This window comes from Corynebacterium sp. HMSC08C04, assembly GCF_001807495.1.
GTDB classification, from domain to species: domain Bacteria; phylum Actinomycetota; class Actinomycetes; order Mycobacteriales; family Mycobacteriaceae; genus Corynebacterium; species Corynebacterium simulans.
This window is the reverse complement of the sequence record NZ_KV789192.1, coordinates 122001-145979: the sequence shown is the minus strand read 5'-3', so window position 1 is coordinate 145979 and position 23979 is coordinate 122001. Positions and strand designations below refer to the sequence as shown.

20 protein-coding genes are annotated in these 23979 nt (G+C 60.5%); 4 read left to right on the top strand and 16 right to left on the bottom strand.

What is annotated here, in order from left to right:
• The 4 genes from HMPREF3169_RS01020 to gltS all read right to left on the bottom strand — a co-directional run.
• Positions 1-2271: Rad2 family DNA repair protein (locus tag HMPREF3169_RS01020; RefSeq protein ID WP_148138201.1), on the bottom strand; the 2271-nt coding region annotated here is incomplete at its 3' end.
• A gap of 368 nt (positions 2272-2639) precedes the next feature.
• On the bottom strand, positions 2640-3086 hold the full coding sequence (locus tag HMPREF3169_RS01015; RefSeq protein ID WP_070455406.1) for a hypothetical protein: 447 nt from the start codon (positions 3084-3086) through the stop codon (positions 2640-2642).
• Between the two features lie 586 nt (positions 3087-3672).
• Complete coding sequence (locus HMPREF3169_RS01010) at positions 3673-4965, bottom strand: adenylosuccinate synthase (RefSeq protein WP_070432290.1); 1293 nt, start codon at positions 4963-4965, stop codon at positions 3673-3675.
• 117 nt (positions 4966-5082) lie between these two features.
• A complete protein-coding gene (gltS, locus tag HMPREF3169_RS01005) occupies positions 5083-6303 on the bottom strand; it encodes a sodium/glutamate symporter (protein WP_210385623.1) in 1221 nt (406 codons plus the stop codon).
• A 220-nt stretch (positions 6304-6523) separates the two neighbouring features.
• Here gltS and HMPREF3169_RS01000 point away from each other — a divergent pair, with 220 nt between their 5' ends.
• The gene (locus tag HMPREF3169_RS01000; RefSeq protein ID WP_070455404.1) at positions 6524-7420 is read left to right on the top strand and encodes a hypothetical protein; all 897 of its coding nucleotides are present in this window, start codon (positions 6524-6526) and stop codon (positions 7418-7420) included.
• Between the two features lie 24 nt (positions 7421-7444).
• Here HMPREF3169_RS01000 and HMPREF3169_RS00995 read toward each other — a convergent pair whose 3' ends face one another.
• From HMPREF3169_RS00995 to HMPREF3169_RS00955, 9 genes are all read right to left on the bottom strand, one after another.
• A complete protein-coding gene (locus HMPREF3169_RS00995) occupies positions 7445-8653 on the bottom strand; it encodes an FUSC family protein (protein ID WP_070455402.1) in 1209 nt (402 codons plus the stop codon).
• Positions 8654-9034: 381 nt separating this feature from the next.
• Positions 9035-10069 carry a class II fructose-bisphosphate aldolase gene (gene fbaA, locus HMPREF3169_RS00990; RefSeq protein ID WP_061924895.1) on the bottom strand — a complete coding sequence of 345 codons (1035 nt, stop codon included), beginning with the start codon at positions 10067-10069 and terminating at the stop codon, positions 9035-9037.
• A 172-nt stretch (positions 10070-10241) separates the two neighbouring features.
• A complete protein-coding gene (locus HMPREF3169_RS00985) occupies positions 10242-11438 on the bottom strand; it encodes a glycoside hydrolase family 76 protein (RefSeq protein ID WP_070455400.1) in 1197 nt (398 codons plus the stop codon).
• Positions 11439-11500: 62 nt separating this feature from the next.
• Positions 11501-12184 (bottom strand): TrmH family RNA methyltransferase, encoded by a 684-nt coding sequence (locus HMPREF3169_RS00980; RefSeq protein WP_062037002.1) that lies wholly within the window; start codon positions 12182-12184, stop codon positions 11501-11503.
• A complete protein-coding gene (pyrE, locus tag HMPREF3169_RS00975) occupies positions 12171-12716 on the bottom strand; it encodes an orotate phosphoribosyltransferase (protein WP_062036999.1) in 546 nt (181 codons plus the stop codon). Before pyrE ends, HMPREF3169_RS00980 begins: the two co-directional genes overlap by 14 nt.
• Positions 12717-12783: 67 nt before the next feature.
• The gene (locus HMPREF3169_RS00970) at positions 12784-13983 is read right to left on the bottom strand and encodes a type III secretion system chaperone family protein (RefSeq protein WP_070455398.1); all 1200 of its coding nucleotides are present in this window, start codon (positions 13981-13983) and stop codon (positions 12784-12786) included.
• Positions 13984-14052: 69 nt separating this feature from the next.
• Entirely contained in the window at positions 14053-14901 is an 849-nt protein-coding gene (locus HMPREF3169_RS00965; RefSeq protein WP_070455396.1) for a sulfurtransferase, read from the bottom strand.
• Between the two features lie 47 nt (positions 14902-14948).
• Positions 14949-17510 carry an ATP-dependent chaperone ClpB gene (clpB, locus tag HMPREF3169_RS00960; protein ID WP_070455394.1) on the bottom strand — a complete coding sequence of 854 codons (2562 nt, stop codon included), beginning with the start codon at positions 17508-17510 and terminating at the stop codon, positions 14949-14951.
• 303 nt (positions 17511-17813) lie between these two features.
• Positions 17814-18638 (bottom strand): aminoglycoside adenylyltransferase domain-containing protein, encoded by an 825-nt coding sequence (locus tag HMPREF3169_RS00955; RefSeq protein ID WP_070455414.1) that lies wholly within the window; start codon positions 18636-18638, stop codon positions 17814-17816.
• Between the two features lie 84 nt (positions 18639-18722).
• Between HMPREF3169_RS00955 and HMPREF3169_RS00950 the strand changes: the two genes are divergently transcribed.
• On the top strand, positions 18723-19970 hold the full coding sequence (locus HMPREF3169_RS00950) for an FAD-binding oxidoreductase (protein WP_070455392.1): 1248 nt from the start codon (positions 18723-18725) through the stop codon (positions 19968-19970).
• Here HMPREF3169_RS00950 and HMPREF3169_RS00945 read toward each other — a convergent pair.
• Positions 19967-20776 (bottom strand): carbon-nitrogen hydrolase family protein, encoded by an 810-nt coding sequence (locus HMPREF3169_RS00945; RefSeq protein ID WP_070455390.1) that lies wholly within the window; start codon positions 20774-20776, stop codon positions 19967-19969. The two genes, HMPREF3169_RS00950 and HMPREF3169_RS00945, sit on opposite strands and share 4 nt — an antisense overlap.
• Positions 20777-20878: 102 nt before the next feature.
• On the opposite strand from HMPREF3169_RS00945, the gene HMPREF3169_RS00940 reads away from it, so the two are divergent.
• Together HMPREF3169_RS00940 and HMPREF3169_RS00935 are read left to right on the top strand one after the other, a co-directional pair.
• The gene (locus HMPREF3169_RS00940) at positions 20879-21139 is read left to right on the top strand and encodes a hypothetical protein (protein WP_070455388.1); all 261 of its coding nucleotides are present in this window, start codon (positions 20879-20881) and stop codon (positions 21137-21139) included.
• Between the two features lie 35 nt (positions 21140-21174).
• Positions 21175-22302, top strand: coding sequence for an alpha/beta hydrolase (locus HMPREF3169_RS00935; RefSeq protein ID WP_070455386.1), 1128 nt, complete (start codon positions 21175-21177; stop codon positions 22300-22302).
• On the opposite strand, the gene HMPREF3169_RS00930 is transcribed toward HMPREF3169_RS00935, so the two are convergent.
• Positions 22299-22727: a heat shock protein transcriptional repressor HspR gene (locus tag HMPREF3169_RS00930; protein ID WP_061924927.1), complete on the bottom strand. Its 429-nt coding sequence runs from the start codon at positions 22725-22727 to the stop codon at positions 22299-22301. The two genes, HMPREF3169_RS00935 and HMPREF3169_RS00930, sit on opposite strands and share 4 nt — an antisense overlap.
• 15 nt (positions 22728-22742) lie before the next feature.
• A complete protein-coding gene (gene dnaJ / locus HMPREF3169_RS00925) occupies positions 22743-23972 on the bottom strand; it encodes a molecular chaperone DnaJ (RefSeq protein WP_070455384.1) in 1230 nt (409 codons plus the stop codon).
• Positions 23973-23979 lie beyond the last annotated feature (7 nt).

The following is a 23979-nucleotide window of genomic DNA, read 5'->3' as shown; positions in this document are numbered from 1 at the left end:
CGAGGTCTTACCCTCAGACTCACCAGCAGGCTTATCATTCGCATCATTCGGATCAGTGGGGGCAGGGTTGCCCTCAGCATCAGTGTTGTTGACCTCGTCGCCGTCGCTAACGCCGTCACCGTCGCTGTCTGCGTTGGTCGGATCGGTCGGCTGGCCGTTGTTCTTGGAACCGTCAACCTCTTCCTTATCGGTCAGACCATCACCATCAGTGTCGGCCTTCTTCGGGTCGGTGCCCTTTTCGGCTTCTTCCTTGTCCGTCAGGCCATCGCCGTCAGTGTCCGCGGTGGCGTCCTTGACCACGAGCGGGAAGGTTTGCGTGCCGGTGCTCTCACCATCGGTGACTTTCACGGTGACGTTGTAGACGGCGTTGCCGTCCTCGGTCACGAGGTCAGCCGCGTCCTTGTTGTACGCAGGAGTACCCGTAATCTTGCCATTCTCATCGATGGAGATTCCCTCGGGTGCGCCGACGAGCTCATACGTGGGGTTGGACAGCGCCGCACCATCAGCTGTCTTGGCCGAGACCTGAATCGGAGTGATGGCATCATCGGACCATGCTTCCTGGCCCTTGAGCTTGTCGATGACCAAATCCTTCGGCGCCGGCTTCTCATCGCCGGCAGGAACGTTAACAACGACGGTATCGGTGTACTCAGTGCCGTCGATAGTCGCGGTAATCGGCAACTCAAAAACCTTGGCTGGCGCACCCGGCTCCTGCTTCGGAACGGTGATGTTTGCAACACCATTCTCATCGAAGGTCACCTCTGTGCCCTCAGGGGCGTTGGAGGTATCTGCCGTGAACGTGGATCCCTCAGGCAAGGTATCCACGGCCTCACCGTTGAGGGTCAGCTTCGGAGAAACCTTAGCGGTGGCGTTCTCGCCGTCCACGGCAAGGTTCTGCAGTGCTGGGTAGTCAACGCCGTAGGTCTTATCAGCCTCAGGGTCGGTTGGGGTCTCCGGCCCCGGTGCGTCCGCAGCCTCAACCTTTACGGTTGCCGGCTCGGAAGGCTTCTTACCATCCTCCGTTGCAGTAGCCGAGATCTCATCGTTTTCCTTGAGCTTTTCGCCCTCAGGAATGCCTGCAGTGAAGGTACCCGGTTTGTCCGGGTCCTCGGTTGCGGTGACTTCCTTACCGGACGGGAGGGTTACTTTCACCTCACTGCCTGCAGGAGCCGTGACAGTGACCTTGGTGTCATCAGCCTTCACTGGTTCGATGGACGGGGTCGCGGTTGCTTCAGTCGGGGCATCCTTGGTGGCCTTGAACGTACCGCCCTTGGTGCGCTCGCCATTCGGGGACTCCGCAACGAGGGTGTAATCCGTACCGTCTTGCAGTTCAAGCTTGCCGGAAGTAAATTTACCCTTCTTAATCGCGGCGACGTCATCAAGCGTTGCGACGTCAATGGCGTCTGCAGCGTCGAAAGTCGGCTTACCGTTCTCGTCTTCACTCAGCTTGTCGGTAGGAACAGCAACAATCTTCACCGGCGCCGCATCCGCATTGGTGACATCAAGCAGCGGAATATCCTCGCCCTTGGTGTCCTTATCCTGTTCGCGAGCAATCGTGCCGGACAGAGACTCAGGCTGTGGGAGAACTTGCTTAGCTTCCGGCTGTGGAGCAGCAGGGAGGAAAGACTTCGGGTCTAACGGATCGGTGTCATCGGTAAGGACCTCCACGTCATCGCGGATACCATCGCCATCCGTATCTTCGACTGACGGGTCCGTACCCAACTCACGTTCGTAGTCGTCGGTGAGGCCATCACCGTCAGAATCGGCAATGTTGAGGTAGTCGAACTTCAGCGTGTTCTTCAGCAGCGTCGGATCGGCGCCACCGTCCTGCTTATCCTCGTTCGGCAACGTCTTCGGCCACGCATCAGTGAAGTCCACGGAGATCCAGGAGGTGGTGTCGATGCGCTTGCCATACGGGGAGTTGGCAAGGTTTTCAGCCCCCTCCTCAAGCTGATACTCGATGGTGTAGCTACCGGTCACATTAGCGGGGATGCCCACGATACTGTCCATGTTGGCCCACACTTCATCCTTGGTTTTGGCATCGATGCCAGGCTCGTGTGGCTTGTAGGACAGTTCGGGCCGAGTCGCGGTGGTCGCGAAACCGGTTTCCTTGTCGAAGTCCATCTTCCATTTCTTGGCACCCTTTACTGGATTGCCTTCCATGTCAGATTTGTAGACCGTGACGTCGGTGATGTGCTTTGCTACATCTGGGCTGATGTACTCATTGAGCATCCAGTTCCAATAGCTGTTTCCACCGAAGTTCCTACCCGCCATAGTAGCGGTTGTGGTGGACTTAATGACCCCGTTCCCCTGATCATACTTCAGCTGTTTCGAGATACCGTTGTGGTAAACATTCGCGCCCGTAGCTTCGAAGGTTTCCGCCGGTACGTTGGTATCAGCAGCAAGTTGCCCCTGATCCACAATGTTTACGTGCTGGACGGAGTTGTTGAAGATCCGGCCGTCCTTGCGAACCCAGTAGTAGTCAACCTGGGAACCCTCCTTCGGAAGAGCCAGATCGGTAATAGGGGTCCCGTTCTTCAGGAAGATTTGAATGTAGGACGCATACGGAACGCCCGAGGCACCTGGAAAGTTCTTGGAGTCCTCGAACTTCAGACCCCACTCGGAGCCTTGAGGATCACGCTTTACAAACGACCCCTGGTGATCACATTCACACCCACCAGCTCGATGCGCGAAATCTCGTCGTACAGCGCCTTGTCACGGAAACGGATGAACTGACCGTTCGCATCTGTATCCCCCTCCGGGGTCTTACCGGTATTCCAAACCGATTTCCTCAAATGCGGAACCTTGAACACGTACTGCGGGTCGTTTTGCTGTGCATCCACGAACTCCGGCAAAAGGCCGGCATATCGCAGGCCGTCATCCTCACCGTTGTCGTAAATTCGCCCAGTATCCGCCGGAATGTAGTTACCATCTGCATCAGTGATCTCAGCAGCAGACGCCACGGCGGCCGTCTGCGGTGCAACAACAGGATGTACAAACGGAGCAACCAGTGCAACAGAGAGCGCCGCGGCAGCAATCGTAGTGCCGCGACGGCGTACAGCAGTACGCTTGATTGCCTTCTTGTTCATATCAAGAAGTCCTTTCCTTAAGACTTGAAAGTATTGATCACGCTAGGGGTGCGCGACCGCGCAAGGGGTAAAACCGGCTTACACAACCGAGAGCAGCTCACATTTGCCACCTTGGAAGAAGATCAGAGGTTCCAAGGGTCGATGAACAAACTCGTCCCCAACGTTAACGCCATTCACGAATTAAAGAAACCGTACAGAACCCTGAAAATTCCATGAATACAACTTTTTTGGGGACAACAAGTTAAGACATATGCTTGACCTGCCCTTATTTGCTCCGATCGCGACACGCGATTAATATTGTTAAATATCTCACATCGCCACATCCGTAACATTTCCCCAGGAATAAACTCCTTACGGGGGTGTTTTGTCCAGCGCATGGGTAAGCGGCGTTGCCGGAGGCGGCACCAAGCAGGGCGTATTGAACGCACAAATGTAGCCATAAGAACACAAACCGCCCCGCTTCCCTATGCATGGTGCGTGCTGATGGTTGTGTGCACGATGCTGTAGGAGAAGTGGGGCGGTTATTGGCTGGCACCGTCGCCGTGAGGCGGTGCCTGAGGTTGTGCGGCTTGAACTTGTTGGCGCCTTACTGGTCTTGCATGACGTCGTGGCGCACGATGGTCTGGTCGCGGCCGGGGCCGACACCAATGTAGGAGATGCGGCAGCCAGAGAGTTCCTCCAGACGCAGGACGTAATCCTGTGCCTTCTGCGGGAGGTCCTCAAAAGTCTTACAGTCAGTGATGTCCTCGTCCCAAGCCGGCATGGTCTCAAAGATGGGCTCAGCGTGGTGGAACTCAGACTGGGTCAGCGGCATCTCATCGTAGCGCTTGCCGTCTACGTCATAGGCCACACAGATGGGGATCTCACCAATACCGGTGAGCACGTCCAGCTTGGTCAGGAAGTAGTCCGTGAAACCGTTGACGCGGGTGGCATAGCGAGCCACCACGGAGTCATACCAACCACAGCGGCGCTTGCGGCCGGTGTTAACGCCGATCTCACCACCGGTGGTTTGCAGGTACTCGCCCCACTTGTCAAAAAGCTCAGTTGGGAACGGGCCGGCGCCCACGCGGGTGGTGTAGGCCTTGATGATGCCCAGGGAGGTCTTAATGCGAGTAGGCCCGATACCGGAGCCGACCGAGGCACCGCCGGCCGACGGGTTCGAGGAGGTCACGAACGGGTAGGTTCCGTGGTCAACATCCAGCATGGTGGCCTGGCCGCCCTCCATGAGGACGTGCTTGCCGGCATCCAGGGCTTGGTTCAGCTCCAGTTCGGCCTCAATAACCATCGGGCGCAGGCGATCGCGGTAGCTCAGGAAGTACTCCACAACCTGCTCCGGATCGATGGCCTTGCGGTTGTACATCTTCACCAGCATCTGGTTCTTGATGTCCAGCGCAGACTCAACCTTCTGCCGCAGGATGGATTCATCAAAGATGTCCTGCACGCGGATACCGATGCGAGCGACCTTATCGGAGTAAGCCGGGCCAATACCGCGGCCCGTGGTGCCAATGGCGCGCTTGCCCAAGAAACGCTCCTGCACGCGGTCTAGGGTCTGGTGGTACGGCGCTACCAGGTGAGCGTTCGCGGAGATTCGCAGGCGCGAGGCATTCGCGCCGCGTGCCTCAAGGCCGTCGATCTCATCAAAGAGAGCTTCAAGATTAATAACAACGCCGTTGCCCAATACCGGAGTTGCATTCTCAGAGAGAATGCCGGCGGGAAGGAGCTTGAGCTCATACTTCTCGCCGCCAACTACAACAGTATGGCCAGCGTTATTGCCGCCATTCGGCTTGACTACGTAGTCAACCTTACCACCGAGGATATCGGTGGCCTTACCTTTACCTTCGTCGCCCCATTGAGCGCCAACGATGACGATTGCTGCCATGTCTGGGTGTCACTTCCTAATGATTGAAGCCAAATACGCAACCACTTTACCCCTAGAAGTGTGCAGACGGGTATTAATTGACAGCTCTCATTTTTTAACACGGCTGCTTCGCCGCGTTTACGCGATGTTCAGGAATACCAAGATGTTTACGATGTTCGCGAAGTCGATGAACATGCCGCCAATGATCGGCAGGATGAAGAAAGCCAGCTTGGATTCCTTGAACTTGGTGACCACGGAGTCCATGTTTGCCATGCCGTTCGGGGTAGCGCCCATACCGAAGCCGCAGTGGCCAGCGGTAAGAACCGCGGCGTCGTAGTCGCGGCCCATGACGCGGAAGGTGACAAAGTTAGCAAACAGCCACATGAGTGCCGTCTGACCCACCAGCAGAATGAGCATAGGGACAGCCAGCTCAGCGAGCTCCCAGAGCTTGATGTTCATAAGAGCCATCGCCAGGAAGAAGTTCAGGCCAATGACGCCGAGAATCTCAACCTCTTGGGTTGGGACCAGTTCCTTGTATTCCTTCTGCTCACGAGAGTCATTAATAAAGCGCAGGATAATCGCCACAATCATGGAGCCGAAGTAAAGCGGGAAGGCCGCCTTATCGGTGAGCATGCCCACGAAGTGGTTCATCGCATCGGTCACGAAGCTACCGATGAGCATCGAAACCAGAATCATCACGAAGGCGTGCAGCATGGCGTCGCCGCGCAGCTTGCGGGCGACGTGAGCAATCAGCGACTCATCGATATCGACCTTTGCTGCCTTCTGATCCATCAGATTGCCCTTGGTAATCAGGCGGTTAGCCAGCGGGCCGCCCATGAGCGAGCCCATGATGAGGCCAAAGGTAGCTGCAGTGTAAGCCACGGTTTCTGCACCGCTAACACCAGACTGCTCGACAAGAGGCGCGATACCGCCCGAAACACCGTGGCCACCGGTCATGGAAACAGAGCCCGTCATCAAGGCCAGCTTGGCATCGACACCAACGATTGGAGCCAGGCCCACGGCAACTACGTTCTGCAGAATGGTCAGAACAATCGCCACAACGAGGAAGACCATTACCTTCGGGCCGGCGGCGCGCAGCACCTTCAACGATGCGCCGTAGCCCACCGTGGTGAAGAAGATAACCATGAAGAAGCTCTGCAGCGTGGTATCGAACGTAATCTCAGCGATACCAGTCTGGTGCAGCACCAGGTTGATCAAAGCAAAGAGGAAGCCACCGATAACCGGGGCCGGAATAGCAAAGCGCTCAAAGAAATAAATCCGCTGCTTGAGCCAAATACCCAGCAAGAGCAACACGACAGCGATGCCGATGGACTGGATCATGGTGAATTCAATTGCCAAGATGAAGCCTCCGTGAAGTTGTCGGGATAGTTACCTGTGTGCCACGGCACGAAGATAAATAAAATGTGAAGTTGAAAGTAGTGTGGACTAAAAATATATCCCCATGTGACCCCCTCCACCCCAATTGGCGGTTATCAATGGGGGTAATTTGCGCTGTAGGGTGTAGAAGTTATGCCCCAATTCGCGGGGTGATTCGCTGGGAAAGGCAAGGTAACTCACGGTGGCCCTAATCGTTGTTCGTTGCGGAAGCAGACTCAGCCTGGATTTGCCCCCACACGCAGAGGTTCTCGACGTCAGCGCGGTTCCAACCCGCTCCGAGCTTCGTCCGCTAGACGCAGCCGCGAAGACCGCACTGCCGGAAGATCCCACCCCTTCCCTCGATGAGATTGCCGCCCAACCCGACGTCCGGCATTTGAGTACCCCCGCCTTCGCGCCGCAAGGGCCCCACTTGGTGGAGCCACTACGCATCGTCGTGGTAGGAGACGACGCCGCCTTGAGCGCAGTTCTTAGCCGCATGATGCGCGGCGACTACCTCTGGGCCGAGATCGCCTATGTGCCCACGGATTCTTCTTCGCCCGCTGCCCACAACTGGGGCCTGCCTACTGATCTGCAATCTGCGCTCAGCGTTGCGCTTTCAGCACCGGTGCACCCAGTACCGCTGATCCGCAATGATGCAGGTCTTGCCGTGGCGGGCTCGGCTTCGATTTCCGAATGGAATAACACGGACATCACCGGCGAGATCATCGTGGATGATCATGTTGTCGTCCGCCACGAAGGTACCGGCAAGGCCGGCATCGGTACGTATGGTGCCCGGTTGGTACCGATGATTGATGCGCCGGGGATCTTGGCAGCGAAGGCTGTCTCCCCCGTTGCTAAATCCGCAGACCTAGGGCTTGCTGAAGCCGCAAAGTCCGGCTTCGGCGGATGGCTGCGATCGAAGTTCTCCTCCCCCATCGCCTCCGGCCAGCTCGATGAATCCAGCATCTGTACCGGCCGCGCGGTGCAAGCGGGCGGCCCGGAGCTGCGCGTAATCGTCGATGGCGTCAGCGCGAAGCGAGCCGTCAAGCGCGTGACCTTCTACCGGCACCTGCGTGATCTGCAGGTTGTACGGCCTTAATTATCGCGGCTTTACTCCGTGCGTTTAGTCGGTGTCGAGAACTTCCGGTGGGTAGGCCGGATGGTCAGAGGTGGGGGCAAGCTGCGCCACGGCTGATTCGCGGGACATGCCGCAGACCATCAGCAGGTCAACGATGATGGACCGGGTCTGCGCGAGGAGTGAGTAGGCGGAAAGAACGCCGTCCTCGCCAAGCACGTCCATGGTGGCGTTCGCACCAAGGACGCGTAGGCGGTACACAATCTCCGGGATGACCACGGCCTCGTTGGCGCGTGATTCCTTGCTGCTGGCCCGGCCGTAGAGCTCAGCGAGCTCATACGTGACGTCGGAAAGCTCGTCGATGAGGTCAAGCTGGGCTTCGGTGACGTGGTCGCCGTCCTCCGAAAGCACCAAGGCTCGGCGGGAAAGCACGCGCACACCGCGGATAGCGTTGTCCACCGGGGTGAGGATGCGCTCCAACGAGCGGATGTTGCGCTGCCAGCTCCACAGGAATGGGGAAACCTTGACGGTCTCGGCGCTGCCCTTGGCCGCCTGGAGCATGTCATTGATATCGCTCTGCGTACCGCGGACGGCGTCACGAGCTTCCAGGATCGCCTTCTTATCGCCGTCGCGGAGGCCACCGGCGACGTCGGAAAGCACTGCAGAAGCCACCCGCAGAACCTTGGATACTTCCTTACGCACGGCGCGCAGTGGGGAGGTCGGGATGAGGGCGATCATGCAGATACCAATGAAGGCGCCGATGATGGCGTCGATGGCGCGGGAGAGCCCGCCCATCTCCTCCGGAGGCATGATGGTGGCGATCAGGATGGCGCCGATGGCCACCTGGTTGCTGATGAGCTGCGACTTGGTCACGAAGGATGCGATGAGCAGTGAACAGCCGATGATTATGGTCATGTGGATAGGGCCGGTGCCCAGGCCGTCGACCAGAAGGGTGCCCACGATAACGCCGACGATGCCGCCGATGGAGAGATCCACCGCGCGTTTAAGGCGGTCCCCGCCGGACAGGCCCAAGATGATGATGACGGACATCGGCGCGAAGAACGGCTGAGCGTGGCCGAAGACGACGTGCGCGACGAAGAAAGCCAGGCCGGCGCCGAGGGTGGACTGGACGATGTAGAGGAAGCGGGACTTCACGCGCGCAAAACGGGATTTAACCGAGCGGTCAAAGCTGCGCAGCTGTTGGCGCGTGGTCAGCTTGACCCGGTCCTTGGTGCTCTTATCCTTTGCTTCCGCCATGGTTTCCTTATCTTAGTTCGCCCGTGTGGATTGCTTGGCTCTGGTTTGGGATCGGCCTGGGTCGTGGCTGGATTCGGCCTGGGTCGTGGCTGGGTTCACTCTAGATGGTGAGGTCACCTCACCACTTGCGGGCCTCATTTGCCCCATTGGTTTACACTAGTCCCTTTTGTTGTGCGGTGACCTCACCATTTGGGTTTTGATTCCGGTTTGACTCGGGCGAGGATGTTGGTCGGGGACTTTGCCGGCGCATTCTTTGACGCTAAACACAGCAAAGCCGCTCCTCCCTCCCAGCGGCTGCGGGGTTCCCAGCGGCTGCGGGGTTCCCTGCGGCTGCGGGGTGTGGGGGAACGGCTCTGTGTGGTGTGGGTTTAGTGGTCAGTCTTACTTGGAGATGGACTTGCCCACGGAGTGCAGGTCGGTGCAGGCCTCAACCACGCGCTCAGCCATGGACTGCTCTGCCTTCTTCATGTAGGAGCGTGGGTCGTAGACCTTCTTGTTGCCAACCTCGCCGTCGATCTTGAAGACGCCGTCGTAGTTAGCGAACATGTGGCGGGCAACCGGATTGGTGAACGCGTACTGAGTATCGGTGTCAACGTTCATCTTCACAACGCCGTAGGACAGAGCCTGCTCGATCTTTTCCTTCTCGGAGCCGGAGCCGCCGTGGAAGACGAAGTCGAATGGCTTGGAGCCCTCTTCCAGGCCGAGCTTCTTGACGGCGGCCTTCTGGCCTTCGTCGAGAACCTCTGGGCGCAGCTTCACGTTGCCCGGCTTGTAAACGCCGTGGACGTTGCCGAAGGTAGCGGCCAGCAAGTAGCGGCCCTTCTCGCCGGTACCGAGTGCATCGATGGTCTTTTCAAAATCCTCAACGGAGGTGTAGAGGTTTGCGCCGGCCTTAGCTTGGACGCCGTCCTCTTCGCCGCCAACGACGCCGATCTCAGCCTCAAGGATGATGTTTGCCTTGCGTGCCTTCTCCAGCAGCTCTTGGGCGATGACAAGGTTCTCGTCGATTGGGATTGCAGAACCATCCCACATGTGGGACTGGAACAAAGGCAGCTCGCCGCGGTCAACGCGCTCCTGGGAGATAGCGATGAGGGGGCGAACGTACTCGTCCAGAACTTCCTTCTGGCAGTGGTCGGTGTGCAGCGCAACGTTGATGCCGTAGTGCTTTGCCGCCTCGTGAGCGAAAGCTGCCAGAGCCTGAGCACCTGCCACCTTGTTCTTCACGGAAAGGCCAGAGCCGAACTCAGCGCCGCCAGTGGAGAACTGGATAATGCCGTCAGACTCAGCTTCTGCGAAACCGCGCAGGGCCGCGTTGATGGTTTCAGAAGAGGTGCAGTTGATGGCCGGGAATGCAAAACCGCCCTGCTTGGCGGTATCCAGCATCTGGTTATAGACCTCAGGAGTTGCGATTGGCATGAAGTTCCATCCTTAGTGTGTTGGGGCAATCACGTTCCAAGTCCCAAGTATGCCGGTTTTTGCCCGATTTCGCCGCCAGAATTTCTGTGAACTTCCTTAATGCAGGCAGGCGCTTGGTGGGCGGTTGCGATACGCAGGTGAAACCACAAAATAGTACGGTTGTAATGCGCTTTTATTTTTCTTGGGACTGGTGTTTCATGACTCGTGCGCAGGCCTCGAGCAGCATCCAGCCCGACAATTGGACCGAAAGATCGCGCTCTGCAACACGGATGATGCCTACCTTTTCGCCGACGGTATGCGGTCCGAAGCCGTAGTTATGTGGCAGGCGGGCATCGGTGGTCCAGTCGGAGCCGAAGATAGGTAGACCATCTACCTCCAGGCGGTGTTCCCACACGGATTCAGCAGAGGCCACGACCATGCGAGCCGCAAGCTTCTTGGTGGCGCGGTTAGCCGGGGAATCGCCAGGCAATCGCACAGCAACGTCTGCAAGGTAGCGCACGAGGATGCCCTTGAACAGGCCACCATCACCGTCGCCCGTCATCCAGTTGATAACGCCGGACGGGGTAGCCATTCCGGTTGCCACTGCCTGCACTAGGCCACGGATGTTGGTGATGTAGTGCATCGTATCCGCTGCCAGCTCGGCTTCCTGAATGGTGTCGATGCTCTCCAGGGAGGTCAACCCAGCCTTCTCACGCAGTGCCAATGCAATTTCCAGGCAGGCGCCCAGAACCACGCCCTGGCAATACGGGTGGATAGCCTTCACGATTTCCGGGCCGTCCATACGCATGCGCACGCCGTCCATGATGAAGCCGTCATCATCAACCAGATGGTCATAGATCCAGTCCACGATGTGGCGGGCCTCGTCAATGCGCCCCATGCGGGCAAGCATGATGGCGCCGGGGCCGTTGGATGGCACATTCAGGAAAGTCTCGCCCTCGCGCCACGGCAGCACGCCGATTTGGGGGTCGGTGCCTTCCAGGATGTTGCGCTGCAAAGAGCCCAGGCGCTTATGCGGCTTGATGCGCTTGAGCTGCTCGGCGCGCCCCATAGCCAGGGCCAGCCACGCCTTGTCGTCGTAGTAACGATTCTTCGTAAGCTGGCTCATGTTACGAATACGGATACCGCGCATGGTGTCCACGATGCGGGCGCGGCGCGCCTTGGTGTTGTTACGCAGCGCGGCGTCTACCAGACAATCGAGGTAATGAGCTTGCCACCAGTAGTGCCAGTGGACGAAGAGTTTCTCCTTACCAGTCGGCGGCCAGCTGACGACCGCAAGATTGGTACGCGGAATTGACCATACGTTTTGCGCATGGCGTTCATTGATGGCGGTTTCCGCGAGGTCCGCGCGGTGTGCCCATGTCTCTTCCACTGTAGATCTATCACTCTCGATTATGGTTTCGTTACTCCATCTTATCTACTTGAGATAACGATTTACCACGCTTTTTCTAAGTCAGCATGCTGACGAATCCACGCATGCATGGCGATGCCCGCGGCGACGCCCGCGTTGATCGAACGAGTCGAGCCAAATTGGGCAATGGAACAGGTCATTAACGCTGCATCTTGGGCTGCTTGGGTAACGCCGGGGCCTTCTTGTCCAAACAAAAGCAGGCAGCGCTCCGGCAGCTCGGCTGTTTCAAGGGGGACGCATCCGGGGGTGTTATCGATGGCGACAACAGTTAGCCCTTCGGCGTTGGCCCACTGCAAAAGCTCCTCCACCGTGGCATGATGCTGCAGGTGCTGGTAGCGGTCAGTGACCATGGCCCCACGGCGATTCCAACGGCGGCGCCCCACGATATGCACGGTGTCGACGGCGAAGGCATTCGCGGTGCGCACCACGGTTCCGATGTTGGAATCGTTCTCGAAGTTCTCGATGGCGATGTGCAGGGCGTGCCGGCGCTTATCGATGTCCGCGGTGATCGCTTCCCTGCTCCAGTAACGGTAGGCGTCGACCACGTTGCGGCGATCACCCTCGCGCAGCAGCTCTGGGTCATACTGCGCGCCGTCTGGCCAGGGGCCCTCCCACGGCCCGACGCCGTGGCGGCCTTCGTTCCACTCGGTAGGGCCCTTGCCTGTCTCTACAGTCTCTTGCGCAGATGGGTTATTAGGCGAGGTCAAGGTCTTCCAAGCTCAGCAGGTAGCGGTACTCCAGGCCCTCAGCGGCGATAACTTCGCCGGCGCCGGTTGCGCGATCCACAACGGTGGCCACACCGACGACCTCGGCGCCTGCCTCGCGCAGTGCCTCGACGGCGGTCAGCGGGGAGTTGCCGGTGGTGGTGGTGTCCTCGACCACGAGGACCTTAGCGCCGGTGACGTCGAAGCCCTCAATGCGGCGCTGCATGCCGTGCTTCTTGGCTTCCTTGCGCACCACGAAGGCGTCGATATCGCGGCCGTCGGCATGCATGATGGAGGTAGCGACGGGGTCAGCGCCCAGGGTCAGGCCGCCAACTGCCACGTAGTCCCAGTCCGCGGTCAGCTCGCGCAGCAAGGAGCCGATGAGGCGGGAAGCCTCGTGCTGAAGGGTGGCGCGGCGCAGGTCAACGTAGTAATCAGCCTCCTTACCGGAGGACAAGGTGACCTTGCCGTGTACAACAGCCAGTTCCTTGACCAGCTCTGCCAGACGGGCCTTTTTCTGTGCATCCAAGCTCATGGCGCTCCTTTTTGTTTCTTATGCCGCTTCTTGTCCCGCCATGTTTTGCGGGATTATCGCTTTAAGACTACTCGTTTGCTTCTTCGTCGCCGAAGATGGTCGAGCGGCCGTTGAGATCACGGCGCATGCGCGCTTGCGCCTTATCGAGCAGGGGGCGCTCGCGGCCGTCGGCAATGGCGTCGACTTCGTCCGCACCCAGCGCGCTGTGGTCAACCTCGCCGAGGGACTCACTGCGGGTGCGGCTCGGTAGCTCTACCGGCTCTTCCGGGCGCTGGATGTGCGGGCGCTGGATTTCCTCGTGGTCCGGCACAAGGATGGGCCCGGTCGGCTCAGGCTGCGGCGGCTCGGGGATCTCGCGGCTCGGGTCCAGCTCAGCCACGCGCAGCACCTGCATCGCGGCCGAACGCGGCGGCAGAACTCGGGCACAATCGGCAAGTTTTGCCAGCGGCGCCAGCATGGCATCCCACTGCGCGCCGCGCGCGTGCTTGGTGGTTTGGGCAAGCACCCATTCGGATTCCATCCACGCCGCGGTGACCTCCTCGGGCATCTGCTCGAGGGCCACTTCCAGGCGCTCATCGATGAGCCGCTTGCCGACGCCCGCGTCGGTTGCGAACATCTCGAATCCTTCAACGTCGTCGACCTTGATCAGGTCCTCCGAAAAGTGTTCTTCTGTAAGGCCGATGCGGCGGAAATCCACCACGATGTCTGATGCCGCACCGGTGCGCATCGCCATAACGTTGATGCCGCCCAAGTCCATCAGCAGCATCTCGTGACCATGCACGAACCCTGCCACGATATCCTTCGGCGCCGCACCCAGGGCCGCTGCGCCACGCATCCATTCATCAGCCAGGTAGTCATCCTGCTTGGTGTACTCGAACTGGTGATGCTCGCCCCATGCCTTGCGCTCACGGCGCAGCGACCCGGGCACCAAGTCACGCGCACGCAGCAGGTGCTCGTTTTTGCGCTCCGGCGCCGCCTGCTGCTCTGCCATAGCTGTTTCAGGTGCCGCCTGGTCCTTCTCTACTGGGGCGGGCTCTTGTACTGAGGCAGGCTCTTCCTCCACTGCGTTTTCTGCAGAAGCAAGTCCTTCCTCCTGCGGTTCAAACGTTTCGGCTTCACGTGGCTCGTCAGCGGTGGGACGCTCTGACGATTCGAGGCTCTCGATAGAGCTAGTGCCGTCAAGCTGGTTGGTGCGCTGGCGCTTGTCGAGGAGGAGAAGCGCGACGCCGGCCGCGGCGAGGACTAGGGCAATGATCAGAATAGGCATCACCCCAAGACTTTAGTAGGAAGTCTTGGGGTGAGTAGGCTGGCGCGCTGGTTAATTTACGCAGGCTATTTATACAGTCGTGCGGTCGCCACGCTCGACCGGGTTGGATGGGTCTGCGGACCACTGGGACCAGCCACCGACGAAGTGGCGCAGGCCGGTAAATCCAAGGCCCTCAAGGATGCCGATGGTCAGCGCGGAGTGGTTACCGGAACCAGAGTAAATGATGGCGTCCTTGACGTTTTCCTTGGTGATGCCAGCGTTGTCGAGGATCTCTAGGATTTCCTCGTCAGATTTGATGGTCTTGTCTTCGTTGTGGAACTGGCGCTCCGGCAGGTTCACTGCACCGGGGATGTGGCCGGCCTTCAGATCGAGGTGCTCACGGCGGCCAGCGAAGCGGTTTGCCGTACGAGTATCGATGAGCAGGCCGTCGTGGGCCTTAACGTCCTCAATCGTGGCAGTCGGCATAGAGCCCGGCGTGATTTCGACCTCGGTGGCAAGGCCCAGGTTGCCTGGGCCCGTAAGGGTGGCAAAGCCCTGGCGGCGCCAATTAGCCAAGCCACCATCGAGCATGCGTACGTTCTTAAAGCCCGCCCAGCGCAGGGTCCACCAAGCGCGTGCAGCGAAGAGGCCACGGCCTTCGTCGTAGACCACGATCTCCCAATCGGGACGCAGTCCCCATGCCTCGCAGCTCTCCTTCAAGCGCTCCGGGTTCACCAACGGGTTACGGCCCACCTTGGAGCCAGGAAGGCCGACGAAGGAGTGCGCAGCGTCGGCGAACTGCGCGGTAGGAATGTGCAGGGAGGCGAACTGGTTGTATGCCTCACCCTCACCTGGTGCCCACAAAGATGCAAGAAGTGCGACGCGCTTGCCGCGGTAAATGGATTGCTGGAGTTCGCTTGGAGAAACCAAATTGCTCATGGCTCTAGATTCTAGGGCCATGAGCACTTCGGCGCTTCTTACGCAGGCTAGCTGCGCTTGCTATTGAGCTCCAGGTGCTCGCCGCCGTCAGCGACGTCGACTTGGACGGTGTCGCCGTCCATGACCTCGCCGGCCAAAAGCTGGCGGGCAAGCTGGTCACCAATAGCTTGCTGCACTAGGCGGCGCAGCGGGCGGGCGCCGTAAGCAGGGTCGTAGCCGCGCTCGGCGAGCCACAGCTTCGCGGCGTCGGAAACCTGCAGGTTCAGGCGGCGCCCTTGCAACCTCGATGCCAGAGCATCGAGCTGGATGTCGACGATGCCGGCCAGCAGCTCAGAGGACAGAGACTCGAACATCACGACATCATCGAGACGGTTAATGAACTCCGGCTTGAAGTTGCGCTTGACGGCCTCCATGACCTCCTCCTTGGTGCCACCGGCACCGAGGTTCGAGGTCAGGATGATGACCGTATTGCGGAAGTCCACGGTGCGACCCTGGCCGTCGGTCAGCCGGCCCTCATCGAGGACCTGCAGCAGAACGTCGAAGACGTCTTGGTGCGCCTTTTCCACTTCGTCGAAAAGCACGAGCGTGTACGGACGGCGACGCACGGCCTCCGTGAGCTGGCCGCCGGCATCGTAGCCAACGTATCCCGGAGGGGCACCGACGAGGCGAGCCACGGAGTGCTTCTCCCCGTACTCAGACATGTCAATGCGCACCATCGCGGACTCATCGTCGAAGAGGAAGTCCGCCAGAGCCTTGGCCAGCTCCGTCTTACCCACGCCCGTAGGCCCAAGGAAGAGGAAGGAGCCGGTCGGACGATCCGGGTCCGCAACGCCCGCACGGGCGCGGCGCACGGCATCGGAGACGGCCTTGACCGCTTCTTTCTGCCCCACCACGCGGCGGCCCAGCTCGGCCTCCATGTTGAGCAGCTTCTGGGTCTCACCCTGCAGCATCTTGCCCGCTGGGATGCCGGTCCACGCGGAAACCACCTCAGCGATGGTGTCTGGGGTGACCTCCTCTACCAGCATGGTGTTGGACTGCGCGTTGGCGTGCACCTCGGCGTCGGCAAGCTGCTTCTCCAACTCGGGAATGCGACCATAACGCAGCTCGGAAGTCTTCTCGTAGTCACCGTCGCGCTCGGCAATCTCGGCCTGGCGCTTCAGATCCTCCAACTCCTCCTTGGCGTGCTGGACTTCATCGATAGCCTTCTTCTCGTTGACCCAGCGAGCCTTGAGCTCCCCGAGCTTTTCGCGTTCGTCGGCAAGCTCCTGCTGCAGCTTGCTCAGACGGTCCTGGCTGGCGGCGTCCTTTTCCTTCTTCAGCGCCAGCTCCTCGATCTCCATTCGGCGCACGACGCGCTCCAACTCGTCGATCTCCTGCGGGGAGGAGTCAATCTCCATGCGCAGGCGGGAACCAGCCTCGTCGACCAAGTCGATTGCCTTGTCTGGCAGGAAGCGATTGGTGATGTAGCGATTAGACAGCTCAGCTGCAGAAACCAGCGCGGAGTCCATGATGCGCACACCGTGGTGGACCTCGTAGCGCTCCTTCAGGCCACGCAGGATGCCCACGGTATCTTCAACAGAGGGCTCAGCCGCATAGACCTGCTGGAAGCGGCGCTCCAAAGCGGCGTCCTTCTCGATGTACTTGCGGTACTCGTCCAAGGTGGTAGCGCCCACCAGGCGCAGCTCACCGCGGGCCAGCATCGGCTTAATCATGTTGCCAGCGTCCATGGAACCCTCGCCCGTGGCGCCCGCGCCGACGATGGTGTGCAGCTCGTCGATGAAGGTGATGATCTGGCCTTCCGAGGCCTTGATCTCATCCAGCACTGCCTTCAAGCGCTCCTCGAACTCGCCCCGGTACTTCGCGCCGGCGACCATGGAGCCCAAGTCGAGGCTCAGCAAGGTCTTGCCCTTGAGGGACTCCGGGACGTCGCCTGCCACGATGCGGCGAGCCAGGCCCTCCACGATGGCGGTCTTGCCCACGCCCGGCTCACCGATAAGGACTGGGTTGTTCTTTGTGCGGCGGGAAAGCACCTGCACGACGCGGCGAATTTCCTGGTCGCGGCCGATAACCGGGTCAATCTTGCCCTCCCGCGCACGGGCGGTTAGGTCGGTGGCGTACTTCTCCAGCGCCTGGAACTGCTCCTCTGGGTTCTCAGAGGTGACCTTCGCGGCCCCGCGCACCGAAGGGAAAGCGCCCTTCAGCGCATCAAAGGTAGCGCCGCGGCCGGTAAGCAGCTCGGCGGCGTCAGTCTTAGAGCCGGCGATAGCAGCGAGAAGAACCTCGGTGGAGACGTACTCATCGCCCAATTCGCCCGCAAGCTCCTGCGCGCGGGTCAAGACGTTGAGACCGTCGCGGTTAAAGTTCGGGTTCGCCATCCCAGAGCCCTCAGCCTTGGGATAGGAATCCACAAGTGCGCGCGCCTCCTTGAGGACGGTTTCCGGATCGACGCCGGTGGCCTTGAGGACCGGTGCGGCGATGCCGTCTTCTTGGCTAAGGATGGCCGCTAGTAGGTGCGCCGGGCGAATGTCCGGATTGCCGTTGGAAGAGGCGGTCTGCAGCGCCTGCTGTAAGGCCTCTTGGGTCTTGGTGGTGGGGTTGAAAGCACTCATTGCTTCCTCCTTGGAAGTTGTTTATTAGAAGGTTTATTGCCTGATATTTACAACAACGCATCCAAAGTTGAGTTTGTTCCACTCAACTTCAAATTTTCTTTTCTTCCCTGCCTGAGCGTAGCAGACTCAAGTTTTCCTTGCCGTTTAATCGCTTCGCTGAGCACTTAGGCACCGCATAGAAAAGGGAAACCGCACAATCGTGCGAGGTTCCAGTCGTAGGCCACCTGGCCTTCCGGCTCAATCCCCAGCTCCACCAACCCGTCGCGAGTTAGCGCCAAAAGCAGGCCGAAGGTGGCGTCAAGTTCAGCGCGGAAGCTGCTCCGACCTGGAGATGATCTCGCGCATGCAGACGGCAGTCAGCCGTCGCCATTCGCTTTTCGGTGGAGCGCTTGGAGCATTCTCTCCGCTGAGATGAGCAAGTGCTACGCCGAGGATCGGTGCGTGATGAGGGAACAATCCGAGAGCACGCGCTCCGGCCTCCTGCTTGCTGATGACCTCACCCGTCGTGAGCGTCGCGTGCATCCGCGCAGGTCCGAGGAGCCGCCATTGAACCCTCCCGGCTCCGAGGGCTCCACGCCCTCTCTCGGTGCGCAGCATCAGCGGCTTCCAGTACCCCAGCAGGTTGTTCAGGGTCCATGGCCGGAGCTCGTCGGGCTGCGGGTCTAGGCCCCAGGTCGAGACGTCCCCTCCCCGTAGCGCGATGCCGCCGTGCTGGAGCTCGTGCCAGATCACGGGATTCACATCGAACGCGCCCCTGGGGTTGAAGATCTCACCCACGTGGGAAGCGATCGGCTCGATCTGTGTCACAGGGCGCGTGATCTCCGAGTCCCACACGAACGAGGTGTTGCAGCACGCGCTGATGCCCATTCCTCGAACGGCTCGCCCGAGCAGCCGCGGGAGCTGGGAGAGGTGCAGAGCGCGCAGGCGTGGGATCAGGTCGGAGCGCTCCCGCCAGGCGTCATCAAGCGTGGCGATCAAGTCGATGTCGCTGGCCTTCGGGCGATACGCACCCAGCGCAATAGAACCGCCCACCACGACACCCGTGATCGCTCCAGGCAGCAGCCGATCGGCGGCGTCCAGATGCGAACGGCCCGCTCGGCGAACTTCGTGCGGTAGTGCGACCTCCATGCGCTCATCATACGGAGAAGCCACCTCGAAGCGGCTTCCCTAAACCAGATCGCCCGCGGCCGCGGGCAAGTAGGATGGGCCAGCATGAAGGAATTGGGCGAACACATCCGCAGGCACGCTGACGATTACCGCGATGCGGTGCATCAGCACTTCTTTGCCACCGTCGCGGAGTCGCGCCAAATCTTCGCTCTATCCATGCGCAATACCCACCCGGCACTGGCGCCTGCAGTGGCGTGGATATTGGACGCGGCTGACGACGCCGGATTCCTCCCCGAAGAGACCATCGAGCGCGTCCGCGAGCTGGGCAAGGAGCACCGCCGCCACGGCTTCCCCACAGAGATCTATCCCAAGTTCGAGGCCTCCCTAAGCGAGGGGTTTACCGCGTTGGGACTGACTCAGCACCAGCTAGTGGTGGCAAAGCGCGCCATCCACACTGTGTGCACCACGATGGCACAAGCGGCGCATGCTGCCGACATCGCCGGCATCGCCCCAGCCCACAGCGCGCAGGTAGTCGCCGTAGAACACCCCAACCGCAACACTGCGGTGGTGCGGCTGGAATCCGGTGCACCCATCGAATACGAGGCGGGCCAGCATTTTCCCGTCACCTCGCAGCTGCTGCCCGGCACCTGGCGCATGCTGACCCCGGCACATCCGGCGGACACTACGGGCCAGCTGCTCTTCCACATTGCGCTGGCTGGCGACGCCTCCTCTATGCTGGCCAAGGCAAAGCCCGGCGATTGGTGGACCCTGGGTAACCCCGCCGGAAACTTTCCGAGCCTGCACGATGGCAAGGCCACCGCGCTCATAAGCTTCGGCACGGGATGGGCGGGCGCCCGCGCCGCTCTCCTAGATTGCTTGGCTGCCGGCGAAGTACCGAAGAACCTTAGCGTCTACAGCGTGGCTTCTTCCCCTGGCGAGCACTACGACACCCACTTCCAGGCTAATCTCCAGGCCCTCTTGCCTGAGCTTTCGTTTCATTACATCTCCCGCAGCGAGCGGGATCCCTGGCTGCTCGGCGCACAGCCGCAGGCAGAGGGCTTCGCATCCGAAACCGCCGGCGAATCCCAAGACCCCATCGCAGTGGTGCTACGCCACGAGAAGGACCACGAGAAGGACGGAGCCAAGGACAAGCGCTTCATCTTGGTAGGCCCTGCCGACCGAGTCGAGGTGGCACACGAATCCCTCCTAGCCGCCGGCATCCCAGCTGGCAATATCCACGCCCAATCCTGGCAGCGTGGCCACGAGTGGGCGGCATCCGCCGCAGACCTAGACGGCTGGGAGGACTGGGATGCGTGGGCGGCCTGGAAGAAGTCGGAGTGGACGCAAACTTAAGCCTCGAGGACCGGCAGCGCTTTGCGGGTCTGGGCAACGAGGTCGGAGTCGATCTCGGCGTAGATGATCTCCGGCTCGTAGCCGGCCTCGACTACGCGGGTGCCATCGGGGGCTACAACTACTGAATGGCCAATGCCGGTGGGGCCGGAGTCTTGCCCAGCCATCTCCGCGCCGCCTGGACGGGCTTGGCCCGCAGCCACGATATAAGAGGTGGAGTCTAGAGCACGCGCCGCGGTGAGCAGACGCCACTGCTCCAGCTTGCCGGGACCGTCAGCCCAGCTAGTAGGAACGACGATTACCTGCGCGCCCTGGCGAGCCAGCTCCTTGAACTGCTCTGGGAAGCGGATGTCATAACAGGTGGCCACGCCAACGGTAATGCCCGCGACGTCGAAAGCCACGAGCGCCTCACCCGCGCGCACAGTATCGGATTCCTTGTAATTGAAGGCGTCATAAGTGTGGATTTTGTCGTAACCGCCAAGAACGTCCGGGCCCGCGATGAGCGCGGTGTTGCTCACGCGGTTGATGGTCTTGCCATCACGCTCAACGGTGTCCGCTGGGCTGAACATGCCAAGCACGACGGTGACCCCCAGCTGCTGGGCTACCGCACGGATGGTGGTGACGAAGGAACCATCAAGGCCCTGGGCCTGCTCGTCTAAGCGGCCAGCCTCGAAGGCCTGGGACGTGGCCTCAGGCAACACGATCAATTGCGCACCATTCTCAGCGGCTTCACGGATCTTCTCCACGGCCAGCTCAAGGTTCTCCTCGAGGTTACCGCCGGTCAAAATTTGCACTGCTGCTACCAACATGACACCCCAAACTAGCCGAGTCGCGATGAGTTATCCACAGATTTCGCCCTAATCAGAAAGTGGGTCTAGAAATTACTGGACTTAGCCCGCAAAGCTTGAGGCATGGATTTCTACATCGCTAACAACGCACGCAACACCATCCGCTCCCACATGGGCCAAAGGCACCGCTTCATTACCCCACCGCCGCCTGAGTATCCGCGCACGGCCAGCGCCCTAGCGCGCGTGGCAAAACACTGGGACGGTCAGCTTGCCGCTAACGCTAAGCAACACGACGCCATGCTCCAAGACCTCGATGAGTTCATCAGGCACAGCAGAAGAATCGATGCCTCCCTGGCCAACAAGCTGGACGGAGGGCTGCCGTGAGACGCGCGCTAAGCCTTTATTTAGCCTCCCAAGTAATGCAGTCTGGCGCTGCTAACCTGCACGTTTTCAAACAAGGCCTACACAATAGTTGGCAGAGCCTAGAAATAATTGGCGCTTTTGCCGACTCCGCGCGCACCCAGCTGACAAACACCACGGAACAACTCGAACTACCCGCTAAGAGCATGGAGGCTGCGGCAGAGACTCTTCGCGCCTATGCGCCCATCCTGGCTCGGGTCGAACAATTGCGCGCCGAGGCCACCCGCCTGCTAGCACGGATGGATGAGATAGAACCGTGGAGCAGCCAGATAGGCGCGATGCTGAATGCGCTCGATGCTTTGGGCGACGGCCTGGATTGGGCATGCTCCAAAGAAATAGATGCGCTGTGCACGCCAGAGCTGCCTACCGGCGGCGGCTATCTGGAGGATTGCGAGGAGCTACCCATCGAGGCCATCCACCAGATGCTTATGAGCACCGCCCCGCCAGAGGCCGTCGCGCTAGCGGAGAGCAATCCGGACGTGCAACTGCTTGAAGCCGGCCCCGGGCGCGTGGCGGCATTGGTTGATCCCGGCCAGCTGGGTACTTCCGCGGCAAGTGTTTCCACCGTGGTCTCCGGGGTGCATTCTTCGGATCCGTCCGGCTGGCAAAGCAGCATCGATCGCGCGCGGGCCGTAGCGCGTGCAACGGGCGGTCCCGCGGTGGCCTGGATTGGCTACCGCGCACCAGACAGCCTCGCACAGGCAGGTCACGATTCCCCAGCGGCACGTGGCGCGCAGGACCTACGTCGCTTTCAGCGCTCATTGGGCAAACGCTTTTCCCGCTCACAGCGGATAGTGGTGGGTTATTCCTATGGTTCCGTCGTGGCAGGAAAAGCCGCAAAGGCGCCCGGCGTGGCCGAAGACGTGGTCTTCGTGGGCAGCCCGGGCACCACCGCCGAAAGCGCCGATGACATTCAGGCACGCAGTTGGGCCGCGACGAATGCGCACGATCCCATCGGCGTGGTTACCGGCCCGCGCGGTGGCATTCACGGCCCGGATCCGAGCACTCCCAACTTTGGGGCTTCCCCACTACCAGGCGCAAACCGCCTGCCAGGAGACCACATTTCATACTTCAAAGACCCCGCATTTCTGCGGGGTCTCGGAAAGATTGTGGAGGCTAAAAGCTAGCCTTCGTGGCCGGCTTCGCCGCGCCGGCGGCTGCGGCGTGGGGTCCACATGACCACTGACGTCGAGCGCGGCACGTGCACGAGCTCGCCGCGCGGCTGGCGTTCACCAACCCGTTCGCGCAGCTGCTGAACCTCAGCGAGCAATGCATCGCGCTCGGCCTCTAGCTGGTCGCGCTCCTCGGTCAGCTCAATGATGGACTTGATTCCAGCGAGGTTAACACCCTCGTCGTGCGACAAAGTCTGGATCTTGCGCAGCAATTCGATGTCACGGTCGGAGTAGCGGCGCCCGCCGCCTTGAGTACGGGCGGGCGAGACCAAGCCGATGCGATCGTAGGTGCGCAGGGTCTGCGCGTGCATTCCGGACAGCTCAGCGGCAACGGAGATGACATAGACCGCGTTGGCCCCTGCCTGATTTTCCTTGCTCATCGTTGCACCCTCCTTTTATGCGCTACCTGCGGCGCTTCCATGGGTGACTTTGCCTTCCCAGCCCGCGCGCGGGTCGAAGCCGGAGTCGCGCTCCGCCTGCGCGTAGGTGCGCAGCGCACTGGTGGCGGCGCCATCAAGGTGGGTCGGGACGGTGACCTGGACGGTAACCAGAAGGTCGCCGGCCTTGCCGCCGCGCTTCTCGATGCCGCGATTGCGCACGCGCAGCGTACGGCCATCGGGAGTGCCCGCCGGCACCTTCACGCGAACCGGCGAATCCAGGGTTGGCACAGTAATGGTGTCACCCAACGCCAATTCCGCGAAGGAAACCGGCACCGTAACATGCAGATCGTCGCCCTCACGGGTGAAAATCTTGTCCGGCTTTACCTTCACCGCAACGAAAAGATCTCCCGCTGGCGTACCATTGGGGCCTGCCTCGCCCTGACCGGCCAAGCGCACTTTCTGACCGTCGATGACGCCTGCCGGTATACGCACGGTGATAGAGCGCGTGCGATGCACGGTGCCGGAACCATTGCAGTCCGCGCATGGATCCTCAATCTTCTGACCGGTGCCGCCACACTCAGTGCACGGCGCGGAAAAACCGAAGGTTCCGCGGTTCTCAGAGGTAAAGCCAGTGCCCTTACAGTTCTTGCAGGAGCTCGTCTTACCTGACTTGGAACCGGAGCCATGGCACGTGGTGCAGGGGGCGTCACCAGTTAGCTGCAGCGGGATGGTGGTGCCGGTGGCAGCCTCCCGGAATTCGAGGGTTATTTCCGTTTCGACGTCGGCCCCCCGCGACGGCCGAGCTGTGTGGCCAGCACTACCGCCGCGGTTGAAAACGCTACCGAAGATATCCCCAAAACCGCCGCCTTGAGCCGCTCCTCCAGGCGTTCTTCCTCCGAAGAGGTCGGAGAGGTCGAATTCTTCCGCAGATCCTTGGCCCATGTGCGAAGATCGAAACCCGCCGGGGAACCCGGCGCCTCCCATCCGTCCAAACCCACCGCCGTTGCGCAGCATGGCCTTGAACTGGTCGTATTCCTTACGCATCGTGGCGTCGGAAAGCACGTCATAGGCTTCGGCAGCGCGCTTAAACTTATCGGCTGCCGCGGGGTTATCCGGGTTGGTATCGGGGTGGTTTTCGCGCGCTAGCTTGCGGTAGCTGCGCTTGATTTCTTCTGGCGTAGCGGACGAGGAGACCCCCAGATCCGCATAATAATCCTTGTCTGCCCATTCGGGTTTGGCGCTCACTGGGCAT